Annotated in this window: 20 protein-coding genes; 11 read left to right on the top strand and 9 right to left on the bottom strand. The window is 61.8% G+C overall.

What is annotated here, in order from left to right; all coding sequences use genetic code 11:
- Positions 1–27: 27 nt before the first annotated feature.
- The 8 genes from rho (at position 28) to PQQ52_RS25390 (ending at position 8,594) form a co-directional block, all read left to right on the top strand.
- Positions 28–1,296 carry a transcription termination factor Rho gene (gene rho / locus PQQ52_RS25425; protein WP_074284282.1) on the top strand — a complete coding sequence of 423 codons (1,269 nt, stop codon included), beginning with the start codon at positions 28–30 and terminating at the stop codon, positions 1,294–1,296.
- A 171-nt stretch (positions 1,297–1,467) separates the two neighbouring features.
- Positions 1,468–2,028 carry a MerR family transcriptional regulator gene (locus PQQ52_RS25420; protein WP_408217369.1) on the top strand — a complete coding sequence of 187 codons (561 nt, stop codon included), beginning with the start codon at positions 1,468–1,470 and terminating at the stop codon, positions 2,026–2,028.
- Positions 2,025–3,581, top strand: coding sequence for an MFS transporter (locus PQQ52_RS25415; protein ID WP_408217366.1), 1,557 nt, complete (start codon positions 2,025–2,027; stop codon positions 3,579–3,581). The genes PQQ52_RS25420 and PQQ52_RS25415 overlap by 4 nt, the downstream gene beginning before the upstream one ends.
- A gap of 15 nt (positions 3,582–3,596) precedes the next feature.
- Positions 3,597–4,430, top strand: a complete 834-nt coding sequence (locus tag PQQ52_RS25410) for a M90 family metallopeptidase (protein ID WP_408217364.1) — start codon at positions 3,597–3,599, stop codon at positions 4,428–4,430.
- Positions 4,431–4,662: 232 nt separating this feature from the next.
- The gene (locus tag PQQ52_RS25405) at positions 4,663–4,929 is read left to right on the top strand and encodes a type B 50S ribosomal protein L31 (RefSeq protein ID WP_408217361.1); all 267 of its coding nucleotides are present in this window, start codon (positions 4,663–4,665) and stop codon (positions 4,927–4,929) included.
- A gap of 291 nt (positions 4,930–5,220) precedes the next feature.
- Positions 5,221–6,978, top strand: a complete 1,758-nt coding sequence (locus PQQ52_RS25400) for an ArnT family glycosyltransferase (RefSeq protein ID WP_408217359.1) — start codon at positions 5,221–5,223, stop codon at positions 6,976–6,978.
- Between the two features lie 2 nt (positions 6,979–6,980).
- On the top strand, positions 6,981–8,360 hold the full coding sequence (locus PQQ52_RS25395) for an MATE family efflux transporter (RefSeq protein WP_408217356.1): 1,380 nt from the start codon (positions 6,981–6,983) through the stop codon (positions 8,358–8,360).
- Between the two features lie 15 nt (positions 8,361–8,375).
- On the top strand, positions 8,376–8,594 hold the full coding sequence (locus tag PQQ52_RS25390; RefSeq protein WP_408217350.1) for a hypothetical protein: 219 nt from the start codon (positions 8,376–8,378) through the stop codon (positions 8,592–8,594).
- Positions 8,595–8,669: 75 nt separating this feature from the next.
- Here the strand turns inward: PQQ52_RS25390 and PQQ52_RS25385 are convergent, their stop codons facing one another.
- On the bottom strand, positions 8,670–9,098 hold the full coding sequence (locus PQQ52_RS25385; protein ID WP_408217348.1) for a carboxymuconolactone decarboxylase family protein: 429 nt from the start codon (positions 9,096–9,098) through the stop codon (positions 8,670–8,672).
- Positions 9,050–9,544 (bottom strand): MerR family transcriptional regulator, encoded by a 495-nt coding sequence (locus PQQ52_RS25380; RefSeq protein ID WP_408217345.1) that lies wholly within the window; start codon positions 9,542–9,544, stop codon positions 9,050–9,052. The genes PQQ52_RS25385 and PQQ52_RS25380 overlap by 49 nt, the downstream gene beginning before the upstream one ends.
- Before the next feature lie 312 nt (positions 9,545–9,856).
- Between PQQ52_RS25380 and PQQ52_RS25375 the strand changes: the two genes are divergently transcribed.
- Positions 9,857–10,444, top strand: a complete 588-nt coding sequence (locus tag PQQ52_RS25375) for a ComEA family DNA-binding protein (RefSeq protein WP_408217342.1) — start codon at positions 9,857–9,859, stop codon at positions 10,442–10,444.
- Between the two features lie 173 nt (positions 10,445–10,617).
- Positions 10,618–11,049 carry a YidB family protein gene (locus PQQ52_RS25370; protein WP_325045994.1) on the top strand — a complete coding sequence of 144 codons (432 nt, stop codon included), beginning with the start codon at positions 10,618–10,620 and terminating at the stop codon, positions 11,047–11,049.
- Between the two features lie 130 nt (positions 11,050–11,179).
- On the opposite strand, the gene clpB is transcribed toward PQQ52_RS25370, so the two are convergent.
- Together clpB and PQQ52_RS25360 are read right to left on the bottom strand one after the other, a co-directional pair.
- Positions 11,180–13,777 carry an ATP-dependent chaperone ClpB gene (gene clpB, locus PQQ52_RS25365; protein WP_408217340.1) on the bottom strand — a complete coding sequence of 866 codons (2,598 nt, stop codon included), beginning with the start codon at positions 13,775–13,777 and terminating at the stop codon, positions 11,180–11,182.
- Positions 13,778–13,897: 120 nt separating this feature from the next.
- Positions 13,898–14,395, bottom strand: coding sequence for an Rrf2 family transcriptional regulator (locus PQQ52_RS25360; RefSeq protein ID WP_408217337.1), 498 nt, complete (start codon positions 14,393–14,395; stop codon positions 13,898–13,900).
- A gap of 304 nt (positions 14,396–14,699) precedes the next feature.
- On the opposite strand from PQQ52_RS25360, the gene PQQ52_RS25355 reads away from it, so the two are divergent.
- Positions 14,700–15,242 (top strand): group III truncated hemoglobin, encoded by a 543-nt coding sequence (locus tag PQQ52_RS25355; protein ID WP_408217334.1) that lies wholly within the window; start codon positions 14,700–14,702, stop codon positions 15,240–15,242.
- Positions 15,243–15,416: 174 nt separating this feature from the next.
- Here PQQ52_RS25355 and PQQ52_RS25350 read toward each other — a convergent pair whose 3' ends face one another.
- The 5 genes from PQQ52_RS25350 to PQQ52_RS25330 form a co-directional block, all read right to left on the bottom strand.
- A complete protein-coding gene (locus PQQ52_RS25350; RefSeq protein ID WP_408217332.1) occupies positions 15,417–15,893 on the bottom strand; it encodes a molybdenum cofactor biosynthesis protein MoaE in 477 nt (158 codons plus the stop codon).
- Between the two features lie 70 nt (positions 15,894–15,963).
- On the bottom strand, positions 15,964–16,221 hold the full coding sequence (gene moaD, locus PQQ52_RS25345; RefSeq protein WP_408217329.1) for a molybdopterin converting factor subunit 1: 258 nt from the start codon (positions 16,219–16,221) through the stop codon (positions 15,964–15,966).
- Between the two features lie 26 nt (positions 16,222–16,247).
- Positions 16,248–17,480, bottom strand: coding sequence for a molybdopterin molybdotransferase MoeA (locus tag PQQ52_RS25340; protein ID WP_408217557.1), 1,233 nt, complete (start codon positions 17,478–17,480; stop codon positions 16,248–16,250).
- 544 nt (positions 17,481–18,024) lie between these two features.
- The gene (thrC, locus tag PQQ52_RS25335; RefSeq protein ID WP_408217327.1) at positions 18,025–19,476 is read right to left on the bottom strand and encodes a threonine synthase; all 1,452 of its coding nucleotides are present in this window, start codon (positions 19,474–19,476) and stop codon (positions 18,025–18,027) included.
- Positions 19,477–19,483: 7 nt separating this feature from the next.
- Positions 19,484–20,815: a homoserine dehydrogenase gene (locus PQQ52_RS25330; protein WP_408217325.1), complete on the bottom strand. Its 1,332-nt coding sequence runs from the start codon at positions 20,813–20,815 to the stop codon at positions 19,484–19,486.
- Positions 20,816–20,885: the final 70 nt, after the last annotated feature.

Below are 20,885 nucleotides of genomic sequence, written 5' to 3'. Positions count from 1 at the left end.
TCGCACCTTCTCCTGCGGGTTCTCCGTATGCATTTATCCGAGCTTAAGACTCAGCACGTGTCCGAATTGATCGAGATGGCCAATGGCCTCGAGATCGAAAGTGCAAACCGCCTGCGTAAGCAGGAATTGATGTTTGCCATTCTAAAAAAACGAGCCAAAGCGGGCGACACGATCTTCGGCGACGGCACGCTCGAAGTGCTGCCGGACGGCTTCGGCTTCCTGCGTTCGCCAGAAACCTCGTATCTCGCCAGCACGGACGATATTTACATCAGCCCGTCGCAAATCCGCCGCTTCAACCTGCACACGGGCGACACGATCGAAGGCGAAGTGCGTACGCCGAAAGACGGCGAACGCTATTTCGCGCTGGTCAAGGTGGACAAGGTCAACGGCCAGCCGCCGGAAGCCTCGAAGCACAAGATCATGTTCGAAAACCTGACGCCGCTGCACCCGAACAAGGTGCTGCTGCTCGAACGTGAAATGCGTGGCGAAGAAAACGTCACGGGCCGCATCATCGACATGATCGCGCCGATCGGTAAGGGTCAGCGCGGCTTGCTGGTTGCTTCGCCGAAGTCCGGTAAGACCGTGATGCTGCAGCACATCGCTCACGCGATCAAACAGAATCACCCGGATGTCGTGCTGTTCGTGCTGCTGATCGACGAACGCCCGGAAGAAGTGACCGAAATGCAGCGTTCGGTGGCGGGCGAAGTGATCGCCTCCACGTTCGACGAACCGGCTGCGCGTCACGTGCAAGTCGCCGAAATGGTGATCGAAAAAGCCAAGCGCCTCGTCGAAATGAAGAACGACGTGGTGATTCTGCTCGACTCGATCACGCGTCTCGCGCGTGCATACAACACCGTGGTGCCGGCCTCGGGCAAGGTGCTGACGGGCGGTGTCGACGCGAACGCGTTGCAACGTCCGAAGCGTTTCTTCGGCGCCGCTCGTAACATCGAAGAAGGCGGTTCGCTGACCATCATCGGTACGGCACTGATCGAAACCGGCAGCCGCATGGACGACGTGATCTACGAAGAGTTCAAGGGCACCGGCAACATGGAAGTGCACCTGGAACGCCGCCTCGCTGAAAAGCGCGTCTATCCGTCGATCAACCTGAACAAGTCCGGCACGCGCCGTGAAGAACTGCTGATCAAGCCCGAAGTTCTGCAAAAGATCTGGGTGCTGCGCAAGTTCATTCACGACATGGACGAAGTCGAATCGATGGAATTCCTGCTCGACAAGATTCGCCAGACGAAGAGCAACTCCGAGTTCTTCGACATGATGCGTCGTGGCGGCGGCAGCTAAGGCCTCCCGCCGAAACAGCCGCACCGCATAAAAAAGCCGCTCGCCAGAAACGAGCGGCTTTTTTTCGTCTGCAAGATTTCGCCCCAAACAATGGGCGCTGACGCGACAACCTGTACGTGAACGTACACGTTGCAGTACAATACGTTCAGTGCGTCATGCCTGCCATACCCTATGTCGAAGGACTCACCCACCCTGCTCACCGTACGCGATGCTGCCGAACGCCTCGGGGTCACGCCGCGCACGCTGAAGTATTACGAGGAACGCGGCCTCGTCTCGCCTACCCGCAGCGAAGGCCGCTATCGGCTTTACGACGAGGAAGACCTGAAGCGTTTCGGCCGTATCCTGCGCCTGCGCTCGCTCGGTTTTTCGCTGCACGGCATCACCGAAATGCTCAAGCGGCCGCTGGAGCAGGTCGAAGGCGGTCACCGCTATTCCACCGAATCGCTGCAGCAGATTCGCGATGCCATCTCGGAACAGGTCGAAGCGCTCGATGCCCACATCGAAACAATGCACCGCGAACTCAAGGAAGCGCAAAAACTGCGAGCCGAATTGAGTCCCGACCTCGACTATCTCGAACGTCGCCTCGCTGGAGAAAACGCGGACGCGTTGCTCGAACAACGCCGCACCGCACGTGCCAAGGCCACCGCCACGCCACAAGAGGGACGCAAAAAGACACGAGATGAAGTCGCGTCTGATACTGCGCCTGACTCCGCCGCGGATCCGTCCGCATGAGTGCCGCGTCTTCCCGCACGCCGTTGTTCAGCGTCGTAAAACTGCGGGGCGATTTTTTCCCGTGGGTGCTGGCCGTCGTCACCGGCCTCGACTATTTCGATAACGCGATCTTTTCGTTTTTCACCAGCTACATTGCAGGCGGCATCAACGCGTCGCCGGATGAACTGGTGTGGGCCTCGAGCGCCTATGCGGTAGCGGCCGTGCTCGGCATTCTGCAGCAGCAATGGTGGGTCGAGCGCTTCGGTTACCGGCGCTACGTGGCCGGCTGCATGCTGCTCTATTCAGTTGGCGCGATCGCTGCCACATTGTGCGAGTCGTCGATCGAACTCGCTTTCGCGCGCGGCTTTCAGGGCTACTTCATCGGCCCGATGATGGGCACCTGCCGCATTCTGATCCAGATGAGCTTTACGCCGCAGCAGCGGCCTGCGGCAACGCGTGCCTTTCTCGTGCTGATCGTGTTGAGCAGTGCGCTTGCGCCGTTGATCGGAGGCCAACTGGTCGCGCATTTCGACTGGCGCGCGCTATTCGCCTGCACCGCGCCGGTCGGCGTGCTGTTTGCCATTCTCGCCCTGCTCGCGCTGCCGGACACGGGCAACCGCTTGCCGGAAGAGCGTGGCGCGGCGCACTTCTGGCCTTATCTGATCTTCGCGTTCGCGCAAGGCGCGCTGCAAATCGTGATGCAACAGGTACGGTTCCAGCTGTTCAGCGCCTCGCCGGGGCTGATTCTGCTGACGGTCGCGGGCATCGTCGCGCTTGGCTGGTTCGCCTACCAGCAATGGCACCACCCGGCGCCGCTGGTGCGGCTGCATGCGCTGCGCGAAAAGGTGTTCCAGGTCGGACTTGTGCTGTACATGTTCTACTACTACATCTCGACCGTATTCAGCTATCTGACATCGCGCTTTCTCGAAAGTGGCCTCGGCTACCCAGTCGAGAATACCGGGCGGCTGGTCGGCGTGACGTCGTTGATTTCGGCGAGCGCCCTATTCGTCTACCTGCGTTACGCGAAGCTCCTGCCGCGCAAGAAGTGGATCATTGTCCCGGGCTTCGCGGTGGCCGCGTTCGCCGCGGCGTGGATGACGCGCATGTCGCCAGGCGTGGGCGAAGCCGCGCTGATCGTGCCGATGCTGCTGCGCGGCCTGCTATTGCTGTTTATCGTGCTCCCAGTCGCCAATCTGACGTTTAGAATCTTCGCCATTGAAGAATTCACGCATGGCTACCGGCTGAAGAACATCGTGCGGCAACTGACGATCTCGTTCGCGACGGCCTCGGTGATCATCGTCGAACAACATCGGCAGGCGCTGCATCAAGCTCGCCTCGCGGAGTTCGTGAATCCGTACAATCCGGTGTTCCAGAGTTCGCTTGCTGCGCTAACCAGCGGCTTCAGCGCAGCCGGCCGCTCGCCATCCGAGGCGCATTCGCTTGCGATCGTGGAAATCAGCAGGACGGTCGCGCAGCAGGCAAGCTTCCTGACCTCGCTGGACGGCTTCTACTTCCTGATCGGCATCGCGATATGCGGCGGCATTTTCGCCGCGTGGCAAAAACAGATCGATTAAGGGTTTCATCAGGCCATGCTTTCGAAACTCACCCAATGGATCGGCACGCGCCGCCGCGACCGCGCGCTGCGCGACTACGCGATCGACGACGCGCTTTGGCAAGCCACGCTCGACGGCCTGCCCTTCCTCGCCCATCTCGAGACGCCGGATCGCGTGCGTCTGCGCGAGCTGACGAGCCTCTTCATCGCGCAAAAAGAATTTTCGACCGCGCACGACCTCGAATTGACCGACGCCATGACTGTGGCGATCGCCGCGCAAGCGTGTCTGCCGGTGCTGAACCTGAGCCTCGATCTGTATCGCGGCTGGGTCGGCGTGATTGTGTATCCGGGCGAGTTCGTGATCCGCAAGACAGTTGAAGACGAAGACGGCGTGGTGCACGAAGTCGAGCACGATGCGAGCGGCGAAGCATGGGAAGGCGGCCCGGTGGTGTTGTCGTGGGAAGACGCGCAGATGACAGGCGGCACGGACGCCTATAACGTCGTGATTCACGAATTCGCGCACAAGATCGACATGCTGACCGGCGAGGCGGACGGCCATCCGCCGCTCACGCGCCGCTGGCATGCCCCGCTCGATTCACAGGCTTGGGCCGACATCTTCGACCATGCATACGACCATTTCTGCGCCAAAGTGGACGCGGTGCCGGACAGGCGCTGGGAGCGTTTCGAGCGCGATTCGCTGATCGATCCGTATGCGGCGGACCATCCATCGGAATTTTTTGCCGTGTGCAGCGAGGCGCTGTTCGTCCAGCCACAGGCGTTCGAGGCGGAATATCCCGAGCTATACCGGTTGCTGGCGCGGTATTACCGGCAGGATCCGGCGCGGGCGGGATTGACGTTCGCTCCGGCCTGACGCCCGCCGCATAAGGGGCGCCGCGTGGCCTGCGTACGAGAAACGAACTCGCCGCGCGCCAGCGAAAACGAGGCAAACCGTTGGCAAAAAGGTCGTAGATAGGTCGTCAAGCGACTGATTTTCTGGCATAATCGCCGTTTTTCGACCATAGGCAAGTGGCTCGCGCCTAGATGCAGTCCGCATTCGTAGCGGCTGCTCGCGGGTTGGCTACCGCCAGATTAAAGGAAAGACCATGAAAGAAGGCATTCACCCGGATTACCGCGAAGTCCTGTTCGTCGACATGTCGATCGACTTCAAGTTCATCACGCGCTCGACCATCCAGACGCGTGAAACCGCTGAATTCAACGGCAAGACCTACCCGCTCGCCAAGATCGAAGTGTCGTCGGAATCGCATCCGTTCTACACCGGCCAACAAAAGATCATGGACACGGCAGGCCGCGTCGAGAAGTTCAACAAGAAGTTCGGCACGCGCGCTACCGGCAAGGCAGCTGCGAAGTAATACCCGCCTCGTCGCAGGCCTTGGCCAGCAACGAAGCAGCAGCAAAAAAGGGCAGCGCGAGCTGCCCTTTTTTGTCTCTGCTCCTTTGTCTCCTTATCCCGGACGCTTGTAAGCACCAGGCCGCCCGTTGCGGCACCGTGTTACAGGAACCCCAATGACGTTGCGAGCCATTGCCGCCCGTGACGCGCATCGCACGGCACGACTACAATGCCGGATGCTCCAAATTGGCCATTCCGGCCGGACACCCCGTCCGGTCCTGGCTGCACCGCCTATCCGATATCCACACACCGCATGAGACCTGTCGTTCGCCTCACTGCCTCCGCGACCAGTGCATTGCCGCGCTGGCTGCTGCTGACCATCTGTATCGTCTACGCCTTCTTCGGCCTGTTCGGCCGGGATCCGTGGAAGAACGAGGACGCAGCCGGCTTCGGCGTCATGTGGACAATGGCCAACGGCAGCGCGCACGACTGGCTGCTGCCGAATCTGGTCGGCAAGTACATGACGGAAGACGGCCCGCTCGGCTACTGGCTCGGTGCCAGCGCGATCCGCGCCCTTGCACCATGGGTCGACGCGAGCAATGCGTCGCGCGTGTTTACGGGCCTGCTGTTTTGCGCGGCCTGTGCGTTCGTCTGGTATGCGGCTTATCTGCTCGGCCGGCGCGCCGAAGTACAGCCGTTCAAATACGCATTCGGCGGCGAGCCGGAGCCGCGCGATTACGGCCGCACCCTCGCCGACGGCGCGCTGCTGATCCTGCTCGCCTGCTTCGGCCTTGCCGAACGCGGCCACGAAACCACGCCTCAACTGGCACAGTTCTTCGGCATCGCCATGCTCGTCTATGGGCTCGTGCGGATGGTCGACAAGCCAATCCAGGGCGCGCTGATCTGGGGCCTGGCGCTCGGCCTCGTCGCCTTGGCCAGCAGCCCGGTGCTGGTTGGCGCGCTGTTGCTCGGCACCCTGGCGATGGCACTGATCGTGCGCGAGGCGCGTTCGCGCTGGCTGCTGCTGGCCGGTCTGCCGGTGGCACTTGCCCTATCGGTTGCGTGGCCGATCGCCGCGCTCGCCGCTTTTCCTGACGACGCCGTCTGGTATCTGAACCAGTGGGTGCACGTCAGCCTGTCTTCGTTCGCCGGGCCGCCCGGCTCGGTGGCCGCCTACGCACTCAAGAACCTGCCGCTCTTCACGTGGCCGGCCTGGCCGCTGGCGCTCTGGGCGTGGTTCAGTTGGTCAGGCCTGCGGCGCGCGCCGCACGTGGCGATTCCCCTGTCGGTGATTGGGCCGCTGCTGGTGCTGGTCGTGTTGCAGAGCCATCAGTCGAACCGACTTTACATGCTGCTGCTGCCGCCGCTTGCGGTGCTGGCCGCCTTCGCGCTGCCCACGCTCAAACGCGGTGCGATCAACGCGATCGACTGGTTCGCGTTACTGAGCTTCACGATCCTCGGCAGCTTCGTCTGGCTGGTGTACATAGCCGGGCTGACCGGCTTTCCGCATCCGCTCGCGCGTAACCTCGCGCGTCTCGCCCCGGGTTTTGCGCCGCAGTTCAAGATCCTGTCGTTCGTGTGTGCCGTCGCCGTGACAATCTGCTGGTTCGTCCTGGTGCAATGGCGCCTGGCCCGTCATCCGAAAGTCCTGTGGCGCAGCGTGGTGCTCTCGAGCGCCGGCACAACGCTAATGTGGGTGCTGCTAATGACACTGTGGCTACCGGTCGTCAACTACAGCCGGACCTACAAGGACGTTGCCGAGCAGATCGCGAGCCATCTTCCGGAGGACTACACCTGCATCTCTCCGGTGCGCCTCGGTAACGCGCAGATCGCGACGTTCGCCTATTTCGGCGATATGCATTTCTCATTCAACCAGGATTGCGACGTGATCCTGCGGCAGGACACCCAGGACTTCGGCGACCCAAGCGCGATGTCGGACTTCGTATGGAAGCTGGTGTGGGAAGGCCGTCGCGTAGCCGACCGCGACGAACGCTTCCGCCTGTACGTGCGGATCGACCGTCCGAAGCCGCCGGTCGTCAAACGCCGCAGCTGGCACAAGAAGCCGGACTGATCATGTTCGCCGACGTACGGAAAATCGCCGGGCTTGCATGGCCCGTGTTGATCGGCCAACTGGCGATCATCGCGTTCGGCGTGATCGACACGGCGATGGTCGGCCGCTATTCGGCTGTCGATCTCGCCGCACTCGGCCTTGGCTCGTCGATCTATATTTCCGTCTACATCGGTCTGACCGGCATCCTGACCGCGCTGCAACCCATCACCGCGCAACTCTATGGCGCGCGCCGCTACATCGAGATCGGCGAAGAAGTGCGCCAGGCGCTGTGGCTCGCACTCGCGCTAACCGTGATCGGCTTTCTGATTCTCTATTTTCCGGGGCCCGTGCTGCATTTGGCGCGCGTGCCCGAAGCATTGCATGAGCGCACGGTCGCCTACCTGCAGATTCTGGCGTTCGGCTTGCCGGCCGGCCTCGCCTTTCGCGTCTACAGCTCGATTACCAATGCCGTCGGCAAACCGCGGCTCGTGATGATTCTGCAAATCGGCGCGCTGCTGCTCAAGTTCCCGCTCAACACGTGGTTCATCTTCGGCGGATTCGGCGTGCCGGCGCTCGGCGGTCCGGGTTGCGCGCTCGCCAGCACCGCGATCAACTGGGGGCTGGCCGTAGTTGGGATGCTGCTGCTGACGCGCGTCTACGTGTTCAAACCGTTCGCGATCTTTGCGCACTTCTGCTGGCCAGTCTGGCGCCGGCAGGCGGCGCAGCTGCGCCTGGGCATTCCGATGGGTCTGTCGTACCTGATCGAAGTCACCTCGTACACGTTCATGGCGCTCTTCATTGCGCGCTTCGGCACGACGACACTTGCCGGCCACCAGATCGCCGGCAACATCGGCGCGGTGCTCTATATGACGCCGCTGTCGATCGGGATTGCTTCGTCGACGCTGGTCGCCCAGGCGCTCGGCGCCCATCGCCCGGAAGCAGCGCGCACGTTGTCGCGGCACGGCATCATGATGGCGGTCGCGATCGCCGGTTGTTATGGCGCAATCGTGCTGGTGCTGCGGCCTTACGTGATCGAAGGCTATACGCCGAATGCACAGGTCGTGGCGGCAGCGATGCCGCTGGTGCTGATCGTCGTGTGCTATCACCTGTTCGATGCATTGCAGATCACCACCGCGTTCGTGCTGCGCGCGTACAAGGTGGCGGTCGTGCCGACCGTTATCTATGCGGTTGCGCTATGGGGTGTGGGGCTCGGTGGCGGCTATGTGCTCGGCTTCAATGTCTTCGGTACTACGCCGGAATGGCTTACCGGCGCGCGCGGCTTCTGGGTCGCGAATACGCTGAGCCTGGCGATTGCCGGCATCGGTTTGCTGCTGTACTGGCGCGGCGTGAGCAAGCGGTATTTGCGCGCTGAAACGGTGGTCAGGGTGGATTCGGCGGTTTGATGGGGTCTGTTCGGCTTGTTGGACCTGCTGAACCTGCTGAACCTGCTGAACCTGCTGAACCTGCTGAACCTGCTGAACCTGCTGAACCTGCTGAACCTGCTGAACCTCCTGAACCTCCTGAACTTGTTCGAACGAATCGCAGGAGCCGGCGTGCGAGACTGTCGCAGTCTGCCCCGCTCATGCCAGCCGGGTTTCCAGGCCACACCGGTGGCGCGTTGTCGAAGCGATAAGTAGTGGCTGACCGTTAGTTGCGTCTTAATCCCTATAAAAAGCGGCTGCGCCAGCAGCCGCCCTCCCTTCTCTCTTGTCTTAGCCCACCTGCGCCTCCTCCGACGCCGGCTCTTCCGCCAGTGCCTGATCACGCCGCTCGAAAATCTCCCGCGACGCGAACAGCGCGTTCAGCGCTGCCGGGAAGCCTGCGTAGAGCGCCATCTGCATGAACACCTCGACGATCTCCTCGCGCGTGCAGCCGACGTTCAATGCCGCCTCGATATGCACCTTCAACTGCGGTTGCGCGCAGCCAAGCGTCGCTAACGACGCAATCGTCGCGATCTCCCGGGCGCGCAGATCGAGTTGCGGCCGGCTGTAAATATCGCCGAAGCCGAATTCGATTAGCAAACGCCCGAAATCCGGCGCGATCGGTGCAAGCGCGGCAATCACCTGCTCGCCGGTTGAGCCGTCGATTTCCTTCAGTTTGTTCCAGCCTCGGGTGTAGCGATCGTTTTGTGCGTGTTCCATGGTGAGTCCTTTTCCGAATGCGAAAGCGATTGGGTTTCGTCGATCTGTCGTGTCGGTGTGCTCGCGGGCGACTGCTCCCCAGCGGTCTCGTAATAGGCGATTTTGTCGATGATCGCGCCGAGATTGCTCTGCAACTCGGCGATCCGCGCCAAAACCGTATCCCGATGCGCCACCAGCATGTCGCGGCGCTCGCCCATCGTCGGTTGACCTTCTGCCCGCAGCGCCGCGAAGGCCTGCATCCCGGCGATCGGCATGCCGGTCGCCTTCAGACGCATCAGGAACTGCAGCCAGTCGAGATCGGTCGGCGAATACAGGCGGTGCCCCGCCTGCGTGCGCCCGACCGCCCGAATCAGGCCGGCCTGTTCGTAGTAGCGCAGCGTGTGCGTGGAGACGCCAATCGTTCCGGCGACCTCGCCGATGGTGAGTGCTTTTGACATTTTCGACATGACGGAACTCAGGTTAGGACTTCGAGTGCACTCTAAGTCAAGTGGGCCGCGCTGTCATTTGTCTGCGCGGCCATTATTTACAGTGATCCGCATTGATCGATAAACTCAGAACGGCTTAATCGCCAGGCAAAATCTTTAAATATTGTCCGCCCTGATTTACTTGTCACGATTCGATCGGTATAAATCGTCGGCGTTTGCAAATAAGGGCGCGCAATTTGTTCTATGCTTAAGCGCAGCGAATGCTTACAGGATGCGTCGTCCCGAGTCGTCCCTTAGCGGCTAACTTTTTTTGCCCTCAATGGAGTGCTTGCCATGCTGAAGAAGCTTTTGATGCTTTGCGTTGCTTTGGCTTTGTCGCTGTCGGCCGGATTTGCCGCGGCCGTCGAAGTGAATTCCGCCGATCAGGCGGCGCTCGAATCGGTCAAGGGTATCGGTCCGGTGCATGCGAAAGCGATCATCGATGAACGCACCAAGAACGGCCCGTTCAAGGATGCCGATGATCTCGCCACCCGCGTCAAAGGCATCGGCACCAAATCGGTGACCAATCTCGAAACCGCCGGTCTGACGATCAACGGCTCGTCCACACCGCCTACGGGCGCCAAGGCTGCCGCGAAATCCAGTAGCACCGCGAGCACCAAGGCGGCGCCGGCGGCCGCTCCCGCAGCGACTACCGCGGCCGCGACGACGGCACCGGCTGCGCCTGCCGCAGCGTCCGGCACCAAGGCGTCGAAGTCGAAGAAGAAGAGCAAGGCCGCGGCGTCCGACGCGGCGTCAGCTTCCGCGCCGGCCACGGCGGCCGCTGCCAGCGCGCCAGCCGACGCATCCGGCACCAAGGCATCGAAGAAGAAGGCGAAGAAGAGCAAGGCCGCATCGGCTGCGGCAGCCTCTGGCGGCGCATAAACTGGGTAGAGCACCGGCAGCTAACGGCAGCGCTGGTCGCGTGATGTACGCGTGATAGACACATAAGCGCTGCCCTGCTCCCGTCCGCCTTCCTTCCACCGGCGCCGCGCAACCGCGCGGCGTTTTCACCCGCTGACTCGTTAAACACGGGTCGGCATTCAAGAGAGACCGTCATGAGCCTACTCGACACACTCGGTTCCCTGGTTGGCAAATCGCCTGAAGGCGGTGGTGGCCAGCAAGCCCTCGTTTCAGCCGCGCTGGAATTCGTCAACAACCAGCCGGGTGGCCTGAACGGACTGATCAGCAGCTTCAAGGAAAAGGGCCTTGGCGACGTCGTTTCGTCATGGGTCAGCAACGGCGAGAACCAGGCGATCACCCCGGATGCGCTGCATAGCGTGCTCGGCTCGGACACCGTCGCCAACCTCGCAGCCAAAGCCGGCGTACAGCCGGATCAGGTCACCGGACTCCTGTCGCAGATCCTGCCGCACGTCGTCAACGCAGCGACGCCAGAAGGCGAAGTACCCGCCGAAGGCAAACTGAATTCGACGACCGTGCTCGGTGCGCTCGGCGGCCTGTCGGCGCTGTTCGGCAAGGGCAACGCGTAAGGCGCGTTATCCGGCACCACCATTAGCACGCAAAAAAAAGCGGCAACGAAGTCACCTTCGTTGCCGCTTTTTAACGTCGGCAGGAACGGCCCAACCACTGCCGTTCCGTGCGCAGCCCAACGCGCTTCGCTTAATGCACGACGCGGTCGAACACCAGCTTGCCGTCTTCCACTTCGACCGGAATCACGTCCTTCGGACCGAACTTGCCGGCCAGAATCAGCTTGGCGACCGGATTCTCGATCTCCTGCTGGATTGCGCGTTTCAACGGCCGCGCCCCGAACAGTGGATCGTAGCCAACCTTGCCGACATGCTCCAATGCCGCGTCCGACACCACCAGTTGCATGTCGAGCTTGGCAAGCCGTTCATGCAGACGCTGCAATTGAATCCGCGCGATCGACTGGATGTTCGAACGGTCGAGCGCATGGAACACCACCACGTCGTCGATCCGGTTCAGAAACTCAGGCCGGAAGTGCAGCTTCACCTCTTCCCAGACCGCGTCCTTCACCGCTTCCTGCGGCTCGCCGACCATCGCCTGGATCACCTGCGAACCGAGGTTGGACGTCATCACGATCACCGTGTTCTTGAAGTCCACGGTACGGCCCTGGCCGTCGGTCATGCGGCCGTCGTCGAGCACTTGCAGCAGCACGTTGAACACGTCCGGATGCGCCTTCTCGATTTCGTCGAGCAGGATCACGCTGTACGGCTTGCGGCGCACGGCTTCGGTCAGGTAGCCGCCTTCTTCGTAACCGACATAGCCCGGCGGCGCGCCGATCAACCGCGCGACGCTATGCTTCTCCATGAATTCGCTCATGTCGATACGGATCAGATGATCCTCCGAATCGAACAGGAACGACGCCAGCGCCTTGCACAACTCGGTCTTACCCACACCGGTCGGCCCGAGGAACAGGAACGAGCCATACGGCCGGTTCGGATCCGCCAGACCCGCACGCGAACGGCGAATCGCATCGGCCACCGCGGTAATCGCTTCGTCCTGACCGACCACCCGGTCGTGCAATTTCTCTTCGATCTGTAGCAGTTTTTCGCGCTCGCCTTGCATCATGCGCGACACCGGAATACCGGTGGAACGCGAGACAACTTCTGCGATTTCCTCTGCGCCCACTTGCGTGCGCAACAGGCGCGGGCGTGTCGGGTTGCTCTGCTCTTTCGCTTCGGCCTGGGTCACTTCCTTCAACTGCGCTTCGAGACCCGGCAGCTTGCCGTACTGCAACTCGGCGACCTTCTCGAGCTTGCCTTCACGCTGCAAACGGACTATTTCCGCGCGCGTTTTTTCGATATCTTCCTTTAGCTGCGCGCTGCCCTGCACCGCTGCTTTCTCCGCGGTCCAGATTTCTTCGAGGTCCGAGTACTCACGATCCAAGCGCTCGATTTCCTCTTCTATCAGTTGCAGACGCTTTTGCGACGCTTCGTCCTTTTCCTTCTTGACGGCTTCGCGCTCGATCTTCAGCTGGATCAAGCGACGGTCGAGCCGGTCCATTTCTTCCGGCTTCGAATCGATTTCCATCTTGATCTTCGACGCGGCTTCGTCGATCAGATCGATGGCCTTGTCCGGCAGGAAACGATCCGTGATGTAACGATGCGACAGCTCGGCCGCCGCGACGATCGCCGGGTCGGTGATGTCGACGCCGTGATGCAGTTCGTACTTCTCCTGCAGGCCGCGCAGGATCGCGATAGTGGCTTCCACCGACGGTTCGTCAACGAGCACCTTCTGGAAACGGCGCTCGAGCGCGGCATCCTTTTCGATGTACTTGCGATACTCGTCGAGCGTGGTGGCGCCGACGCAATGCAGCTCGCCGCGCGACAGCGCCGGCTTGAGCATATTGCCCGCGTCCATTGCGCCTTCGGCCTTGCCCGCACCAACCATCGTATGAATTTCATCGATGAAAACGATGGTCTGACCTTCGTCTTTCGCGATGTCGCTCAGTACGGCCTTCAGGCGCTCTTCGAACTCGCCGCGGTATTTCGCGCCGGCCAGCAGGGCCGCCATGTCCAACGACAGCACGCGCTTGCCCTTGAGGGTTTCCGGCACTTCGCCGTTGACGATGCGCTGCGCCAGGCCTTCGACGATTGCGGTCTTACCCACACCCGGCTCGCCGATCAGCACCGGATTATTCTTGGTACGGCGCTGCAGGATCTGGATCGAACGACGAATTTCATCGTCGCGGCCGATCACGGGGTCGAGCTTGCCCGCCCGCGCGCGCTCGGTCAGATCGACGGTGTACTTTTTCAGCGCTTCGCGCTGGCTTTCGGCGTCCTGGCTATGCACCTGCGAACCGCCGCGGACCGCCACGATTGCGCTTTCCAGCGACTTGCGCGATAGACCGTGCTGACGCGCGAGACGGCCGGCCTCGCCTTTGTCGTCGGCGATCGCGAGCAGGAACATCTCACTTGCGATAAACGTGTCGTTGAGTTTTTGTGCTTCCTTGTCCGCCTGATTCAGCAAGCCGGTCAGTTCGCGGCCGATCTGCACGTTGCCGTCGGTGCCCTGCACTTGCGGCAGGCGCGTGATGGCATCGTTCAGGGCGGTTTGCAGCGCCTGGACATGCACGCCGGCACGCGAGAGCAGCGAACGCGCCGAACCATCCTGCTGGGCGACGAGCGCCGACAGGACATGGACCGGTTCAATGTATTGATTCTCATGACCAACGGCCAAACTCTGCGCGTCGGCCAGTGCTTCCTGGAATTTAGTGGTGAGTTTGTCGATTCTCATCAAGAGACCTCCAATTTTCGATTACCACCAAATTGAGGCGTTTTACGCAGGTTTCAAGCGTTTTTTTGCAATCAGCAACAACTATTTAACATTTGACGCGCGAGAACTTGCCGGCCGGCTTCAGGACAGCGGTACAGCGCCGCCAGCAGGCGCGACCGGCACGATCGGGATGACGGTGCTTAAACCAAGCAGCGCGGCCAGCGGGCCATGCGGCTCCGCAACCTCGCCGATCGTATGGCGGTCGAGTTCGGCGAGGAACGCGTTGCGTGCCGCCTCGAGCGCCCCGCGCAGACGGCAGTGCGGTGTAATGACACAGGCCCGGCGCTCACCTTGCTGGCCGGGAAAGCAACCAACCAGGGCGAAGTCGCTTTCCGTCGCCCGCACAATCTCGCCCACGGTCAGCGAACTGGTTTGTTCGGCGAGCCGCAGGCCGCCATTCCGCCCGCGCACGGTCTCGACCCAGCCGAGTTCGCCGAGTTGCTGCACCACCTTCATCAAATGGTTCTTGGATATGCCGTACGCATCCGAGATGTCCTGGATGGTCGATAAGCCATCACCACGGACAGCGAGGTACAAGAGGACGCGTAGTGAGTAATCCGTATAGTCGGTTAGTCTCATAAGTGCCGGTGCCACGATGAGCGCAAGCCGCGATCCGGGGGATAACCGCGTCGATGCGAGGGTTGCTTGGGGCCGTCGCTTCGCCTTAAGATGCGGGCGTTATGCATATTTTATAATTCTGCACTGACAGTCGGTGTTTGTCTTTCGGCTGTAATGGTAACGTTTCTCGCATAGGCCATTTATGCGAAAAGCGGGGTGTTTGCGGCCTACTTCCTTTCGTTTGGGCGCAGTTCGAGGTCATTCCTGACGGCCTGTGGCGCTGTGTGGCGATTCACGATGAATAACCGCATTATCTGGAATCTGTATGAATCCGTCTTTCCCTGCCGCACTGGCCGTTGAGCGCGCCGCCGAGCCTACCGAGGCGAATATTCGCGAGCTCGTCTACGGCTTTTACGACCGGGTGAGAGCCGATCCGTTGCTTGGCCCCGTGTTCGAGGCAACGCTGGCGGGCCGATGGGACGACCATCTCCCCAAGATGTGCACGTTCTGGGGCAGTCTTGTGCTGGGCGCGAAGCAGTACCGCGGCAATGTGCAACTGGCGCATCAGCCACTCGAAGGTGTCGAGCCGCAGCATTTCAGCCGCTGGCTGTACCTGTTTCTGGATACGGTCGAGTCGCGCTATGAGCCAGCCGCAGCGGTCCGTTTCATGGAACCCGCGCTGCGTATCGCGCAGAGCTTGCAGCTGAGCCGCTTCGGCTGGGACTACAGGATTCCTGCGGAACAGCAGGCCTTGCTCGAGCGTGTCGCGCCGAAGCGTCCGCGCGACCAGGATGATTCACACAACGCCACGCGCCCGCTCGGCGAGCCGTTTCCGACACGGATCATTGGTAAAGCGCGGGATGAATGACACGCTGGCTTTGGTGTGTCAGGCCCGCCTGGCCCGCTCAGCAGGCGAGGGCCGGGCGCCAAGCCGCCGTTTAGCGGTCGCATCGGGGCTACAGGAGGGCGACAAACTCGGCGCCCCACTGCTCCATGCTAGCCATTCGGCGAGGCTATCGCACGGACGGCACGAGCACGCGCGCTAATCCTCAGCCCGATTCCCCGATTCGACACCCCAACGAGCCAGCGCCGCGTCGTCGGCGATACGGGCATCGACCCAACGCTCGCCCTCTTCGGTCTTCTCTTTCTTCCAGAACGGCGCCTGGGTTTTCAGATAGTCCATCACGAACTCACACGACGCGAAGGCGTCGCCCCGATGTGCGGCGGTGGTTGCCACCAGCACGATCTGGTCGAGCGGATAAAGCTTGCCGACCCGATGCACGATCAGCACCTCGATTCCCGTCCAACGCTCATGCGCGCTCACGACGATCGCTTCCAGCGATTTCTCCGTCATGCCCGGATAGTGTTCGAGTTCCATCGTTTCGACCGCGCTGCCGTCGTTCAGATCACGCACGGTGCCAACAAAACAGGCCACTGCGCCGATTTTCGGATTGCGCGCGCGCAACGCGGCGACCTCGGCGGTGAGGTCGAAATCTTCCGTCTGGACGCGAACGGGCATCTCAGGCTCCTGTGCGGCTTAGCAAGGTTTAGCGGGTTGTGAGCGTGGTTGAGCGGCGATCCGGTGCGGCTCAACCGCCGGTGACGGGCGGAAAGAACGCGACTTCGCAGCCTTCGGTGATGCGCGTACCGGCATCGGTCATCACGTGATTGCAGGCCATGCGCAGCGCGCGGCCTTCGGCGAGAGTGTCGGCCCAGATGCCGCCGCGCACGCGCAACCAGGCGCGCACGTCGCCGACAGTCGCGATGCCATCTGGCAGATCGACCGATTCGTCGGTGGTTTCGAGCGCTTCGCGCACGCTTGCAAAATATCGGAGTTGAATCTTCATCGGGAAACCGCCGGCTGTTGCCGGCCTCAGTTCAGCAATTCAGAAAAGGGAATGAAACGCACGGTCTCGCCGACGCTGATCGCGTGGTTCGGCGGATTGTCGATCAGGCCGTCGCCCCATACGGTCGACGTCAGTACAGCCGAGCTCTGATTCGGAAACAGATCGAGGCCGCCGGCCGCATTGATGCGCGCGCGCAGAAATTCGTTGCGACGGTCGGCCTTGTTCTGCGTGAAATCGGCGCGCAGCGACAGCACGCGCGGCGCGACCGTCTGCATACCGGCCAGCAGCAGGACGAACGGGCGAACGAACAGCAAAAAGGTCGCGAAGCTGGAAACCGGATTGCCCGGCAGGCCGATGAAGAAGGTTTCGGCCGACGTCGCCGCATCGGCCTGCTGCGCAGCACGGCGCACCGCGCCGAACGCGAGCGGCTTGCCGGGTTTCATCGCGATCTGCCACATCGACAGACGCCCTTCGGCCTCGACGGCCGGCTTGACGTGATCTTCCTCGCCGACCGACACGCCGCCGCAAGTGAGGATCAGATCGTGCGCCTGCGCGGCCTCGCGCAGCGTCGCGCGGGTAGCGTCGAGTTTATCGGGGACGATACCGTAGTCGGTGACGTCGCAGCCTAGTTTTTCCAGTAGCCCGCGCAGCGTGAAACGGTTCGAGTTGTAGATCGCGCCAGGTTTCAGCGGCTCGCCAGGCATGGTCAGTTCGTCGCCGGTGAAGAACACGGCGACTTTTACGCGGCGGTGCACCTGGAGTTCGGCGCAGCCGACCGAGGCGGCGAGCCCCAATGCCTGCGGCGTCAGGCGCGTGCCCGCCGGAAGAATGATCGAACCGCTGCGGATGTCCGCGCCTTGGGCCGTGATCCATTCGCCGGATGCCGGGCTGTGGAGGATCGTGACTTCGTTGCCGGCTGCTTCGGTTTGCTCCTGCATCACGATGGCGTTCGCGCCCGGCGGCACCGTGGCGCCCGTGAAGATGCGGGCAGCCGTGCCTGGCGTCAACGGCGCGGGCGCGTGGCCGGCTGGAATGCGTTGGGAGACCGGCAAGCGGCGGTTGCCGTTCGCGGTTAAATCCGCGGTGCGGATCGCGTACCCGTCCATTGAACTGGTGTTCATTGGAGGGACATCTAGCGGTGAAATGACGTCAGCCGATAGCACGCGGTTGAGCGCGTCTAGCGTGGGGATCGATTCCGTGCCGGTGATCGGGCTCGCTGCGCTGAGCAGGGTCGCCAACGCTTCGGCGGTGGAGAGCATCGGAGCGCGGGGCGTTGGGGTGGACATCTTCTGGTCTCGAAGCCGCGGGTTTAAAGGAATATTGTAGCGGTCGATTGGGGTGGCCGGTGGCGGCGTGGGGTTATGGTGGGGTTTTTTGTCTTCGGCCGGGTTTTTTGCCTTGTGGCGGGGGTTTTTCTGTGTGCGTGTGGGGTTGGATTTTGCCTGATTTGTTTGCCTGCGCGGCGCTTGTTCTCTGGGCGCCTGCGGTATTGGTCTTTTCTTGAATTCTTATTGGTCTATTAGCGTCGCCCCTGTGCGGGGCGGCACTTACTTTCTTTGCCGCCGCAAAGAAAGATAAGCAAAGAAAGCGGCTTTACACCGCTAATTCTTAAGCGGGTCCCCCGCACAGTTGCGGTAGTGGCGCATCTGGAATCCGTGCCCTCGCACATTCGGCGTCAGTGACAAGGGCGTCATACTTCCGGCGGCGCTGCGCGCGCCGTCGCGGTACTTCTTGAAACCAATGGCTTCGTTATAACCCCATCCGTCGCACGGGCGCGAGCCTGTCGCGCTCGTGCTTATGGCGTTATTCGCTCGTGTTTGCGACGATGAAGTCCTTCACGCGCTGCGCATCCGCCGGCAGTACTTCGAATCGCTGCGGCAGCAGTTCCAGACCCGAAAACGCCGCCGGGCGCTCCGGTTCGCGCAGCAGTGCTTCGCGGATCGTCTCGCCGAACTTGATCGGTTGCGCCGTCTCCAGCACAATCATCGGGATGCCCGGCTGTAAATGCTCGCGTGCCACCTTCAGGCCGTCTGCCGTGTGCGTGTCAATCATCGTGTCGTAACGCTCAAAAACGTCGCGAATCGCGTCCACACGGTCCTCGTGGCTGCTGCGGCCCGACACGAAACCGAATTCCTTCACGCGCGCAAAGTCGCCGCTCGCCGCGAGGTCGAAACCGCCCTTCTCCTCGACGTCGCGGAACAGTTGCAGCACGCGTGCCGGGTCGCGATCCAACAAGTCGAATACAAAACGCTCGAAGTTCGAGGCCTTCGAAATGTCCATGCTCGGGCTGGTCGTGTGATACGTCTCAGCCGCCTTGCGCACACGGTAAATGCCGGTGCGGAAGAACTCGTCCAGCACGTCGTTTTCGTTCGTGGCGACCACCAGCTTCTCAATCGGCAAACCCATCATGCGCGCGATGTGACCCGCACACACATTGCCGAAATTGCCCGACGGTACCGTGAACGACACGCGCTCGTCGTTCGACTTCGTCGCGGTAAAGTAGCCCTTGAAGTAGTACACGACCTGCGCCACGACTCGCGCCCAGTTGATTGAGTTGACCGTGCCGATCTTGTACTTCGCCTTGAACGCGTGGTCGTTCGAGACCGCCTTCACGATATCCTGGGCATCGTCGAATACACCCTCGACCGCGATGTTGAAAATATTCGGGTCCTGCAGGCTGTACATCTGCGCGGTCTGGAACGCGCTCATTTTCTTGTGCGGCGACAGCATGAAGACGCTGATGCCCTTCTTGCCGCGCATCGCATACTCCGCTGCGCTGCCGGTATCGCCCGACGTCGCGCCGAGAATGTTCAGCGTCTCGCCGTGCTTGGCCAGCGCGTATTCGAACAGGTTGCCGATCAACTGCATCGCCATGTCCTTGAACGCGAGCGTCGGACCGTTCGACAGCTCCAGCAGCGACAGCGTAGTGCCGTTCTCGACGCCAAGCGTCTTCAACGGCGTGATCTGAGCGGCGCTTTCGTCGTCGCGCACGTGGCAATACGTCTCGGCCGTGTAGGTCTTGCGCGTCAGCGCGCGCAGGTCTTCGGCGGGAATGTCGTCGCTGAATTTCGACAGGATTTCGAATGCGAGATCCGCGTACGGCAGCGTGCGCCAGCGTGTCAGTTCGTCCGCCGTGACGCGCGGATATTCGGCCGGCAGGTATAGGCCGCCGTCTTTCGCGAGCCCGCCCAGCAGAATGTCGGAAAACGTATGGCGCTCGCCGGCTCCGGCGCCGCGCGTAGAGAGGTAGTTCATATTCGGCCTAGTTCAGCGCTTCCATGCGCAGCTTCGTGACTTGCGAGACAACGGTCTTCAGCGCTTCGATCGTCCTGATCGCCGCGTTGACGTGTTTTTCAACCGTTTCGTGCGTAATCAGGATGATGTCGGTTTCGCCCTTGCCGTTCGCGTCGACCTGCTCCGATTCCTTCTGCAGCAGCGCGTCGATCGAGATGCCGGTATCCGCCAGAATGCGCGTGATGTCGGCCAGCACGCCCGTCACGTCAGCCACGCGCAAACGCAGGTAGTAGCCGCTCGTCACTTCGTCGATCGGCAGGATCGGCGTGCTCGACAGGCTATCCGGCTGGAACGCCAGATGCGGCACGCGATGCTCCGGGTCCGCCGTGTGCAGACGCGTCACATCGACCAGATCGGCGATCACCGCGGATGCCGTCGGCTCCGCGCCCGCGCCCTTGCCGTAGTACAGCGTCGAGCCAACTGCGTCGCCATGCACGACGACCGCGTTCATCGCACCTTCCACGTTCGCCAGCAGTCGCTTCTCGGGAATCAGCGTGGGATGCACGCGCAATTCGATGCCCTTGTCCGTGCGGCGCGCAATGCCGAGCAGCTTGATGCGATAGCCGAGTTCTTCGGCGTATTTGATGTCGATTGCAGCCAGTTTGCTGATGCCTTCGACGTACGCCTTGTCGAATTGCACCGGCACGCCGAACGCGATCGCGCTCATGATCGTCGCCTTGTGAGCGGCGTCGACGCCTTCAATGTCGAAGGTCGGATCGGCTTCGGCGTAACCCAGTTCCTGCGCGGCTTTCAATGCGGTCGCGAAATCGAGCCCGCGGTCGCGCATCTCCGAGAGGATGTAGTTCGTCGTGCCGTTGATGATGCCGGCGATGTACTGGATGCGATTGGCCGTGAGCCCTTCGCGCAATGCCTTGATGATCGGGATGCCGCCCGCCACGGCCGCTTCGAACGACACCATCACGCCGTTGGCGCGCGCCGCCTCGAAAATCTCCGTGCCGTGCACCGCGAGCAGCGCCTTGTTGGCCGTGACCACATGCTTGCGGTTTTTGATCGCGCGCAGGACGAGGTCGCGTGCCACGCCCGTGCCGCCGATCATTTCCGCCACGATATCGATCGACGGATCGTCGACCACCGCATTGAAATCATCGGTCAGCGCCACCGTACCGGCTTCACTGCCAAGCGCCGCGGTCGCCTTGGCGGGATTGCGCACGGCAATGCGCGCGATCTCGATGCCACGGCCCGCGCGGCGTTTGATTTCTTCCTGATTGCGGCGCAGTACCGTGAAGGTGCCGCTGCCTACCGTGCCGAAGCCCAGCAGTCCAACTTTGATCGGTTCCATGCAGCGTGTGTTTTCGAGTAAGTGAGTAAAAGGAAACTGGGGCTGGCAACGCGCGCGAAGCGCGCCGTCC

Origin of the sequence: Paraburkholderia sediminicola, assembly GCF_046030555.1 — a bacterium.
In the GTDB taxonomy this organism is placed as follows: domain Bacteria; phylum Pseudomonadota; class Gammaproteobacteria; order Burkholderiales; family Burkholderiaceae; genus Paraburkholderia; species Paraburkholderia sediminicola_E.
Note: the sequence above shows the minus strand (reverse complement) of the source record. Positions and strands in the feature narration are given on the sequence as shown.

Coding starts and splice junctions, on each gene's coding strand:
- rho (WP_074284282.1), top strand. CDS start 28: ATGCATTTATCCGAGCTTAAGACTCAGCACGTGTCCGAATTGATCGAG.
- PQQ52_RS25420 (WP_408217369.1), top strand. CDS start 1,468: ATGTCGAAGGACTCACCCACCCTGCTCACCGTACGCGATGCTGCCGAA.
- PQQ52_RS25415 (WP_408217366.1), top strand. CDS start 2,025: ATGAGTGCCGCGTCTTCCCGCACGCCGTTGTTCAGCGTCGTAAAACTG.
- PQQ52_RS25410 (WP_408217364.1), top strand. CDS start 3,597: ATGCTTTCGAAACTCACCCAATGGATCGGCACGCGCCGCCGCGACCGC.
- PQQ52_RS25405 (WP_408217361.1), top strand. CDS start 4,663: ATGAAAGAAGGCATTCACCCGGATTACCGCGAAGTCCTGTTCGTCGAC.
- PQQ52_RS25400 (WP_408217359.1), top strand. CDS start 5,221: ATGAGACCTGTCGTTCGCCTCACTGCCTCCGCGACCAGTGCATTGCCG.
- PQQ52_RS25395 (WP_408217356.1), top strand. CDS start 6,981: ATGTTCGCCGACGTACGGAAAATCGCCGGGCTTGCATGGCCCGTGTTG.
- PQQ52_RS25385 (WP_408217348.1), bottom strand. CDS start 9,098: ATGGAACACGCACAAAACGATCGCTACACCCGAGGCTGGAACAAACTG.
- PQQ52_RS25380 (WP_408217345.1), bottom strand. CDS start 9,544: ATGTCGAAAATGTCAAAAGCACTCACCATCGGCGAGGTCGCCGGAACG.
- PQQ52_RS25375 (WP_408217342.1), top strand. CDS start 9,857: ATGCTGAAGAAGCTTTTGATGCTTTGCGTTGCTTTGGCTTTGTCGCTG.
- PQQ52_RS25370 (WP_325045994.1), top strand. CDS start 10,618: ATGAGCCTACTCGACACACTCGGTTCCCTGGTTGGCAAATCGCCTGAA.
- clpB (WP_408217340.1), bottom strand. CDS start 13,777: ATGAGAATCGACAAACTCACCACTAAATTCCAGGAAGCACTGGCCGAC.
- PQQ52_RS25360 (WP_408217337.1), bottom strand. CDS start 14,395: ATGAGACTAACCGACTATACGGATTACTCACTACGCGTCCTCTTGTAC.
- PQQ52_RS25355 (WP_408217334.1), top strand. CDS start 14,700: ATGAATCCGTCTTTCCCTGCCGCACTGGCCGTTGAGCGCGCCGCCGAG.
- PQQ52_RS25350 (WP_408217332.1), bottom strand. CDS start 15,893: ATGCCCGTTCGCGTCCAGACGGAAGATTTCGACCTCACCGCCGAGGTC.
- moaD (WP_408217329.1), bottom strand. CDS start 16,221: ATGAAGATTCAACTCCGATATTTTGCAAGCGTGCGCGAAGCGCTCGAA.
- PQQ52_RS25340 (WP_408217557.1), bottom strand. CDS start 17,480: ATGCTCTCCACCGCCGAAGCGTTGGCGACCCTGCTCAGCGCAGCGAGC.
- thrC (WP_408217327.1), bottom strand. CDS start 19,476: ATGAACTACCTCTCTACGCGCGGCGCCGGAGCCGGCGAGCGCCATACG.
- PQQ52_RS25330 (WP_408217325.1), bottom strand. CDS start 20,815: ATGGAACCGATCAAAGTTGGACTGCTGGGCTTCGGCACGGTAGGCAGC.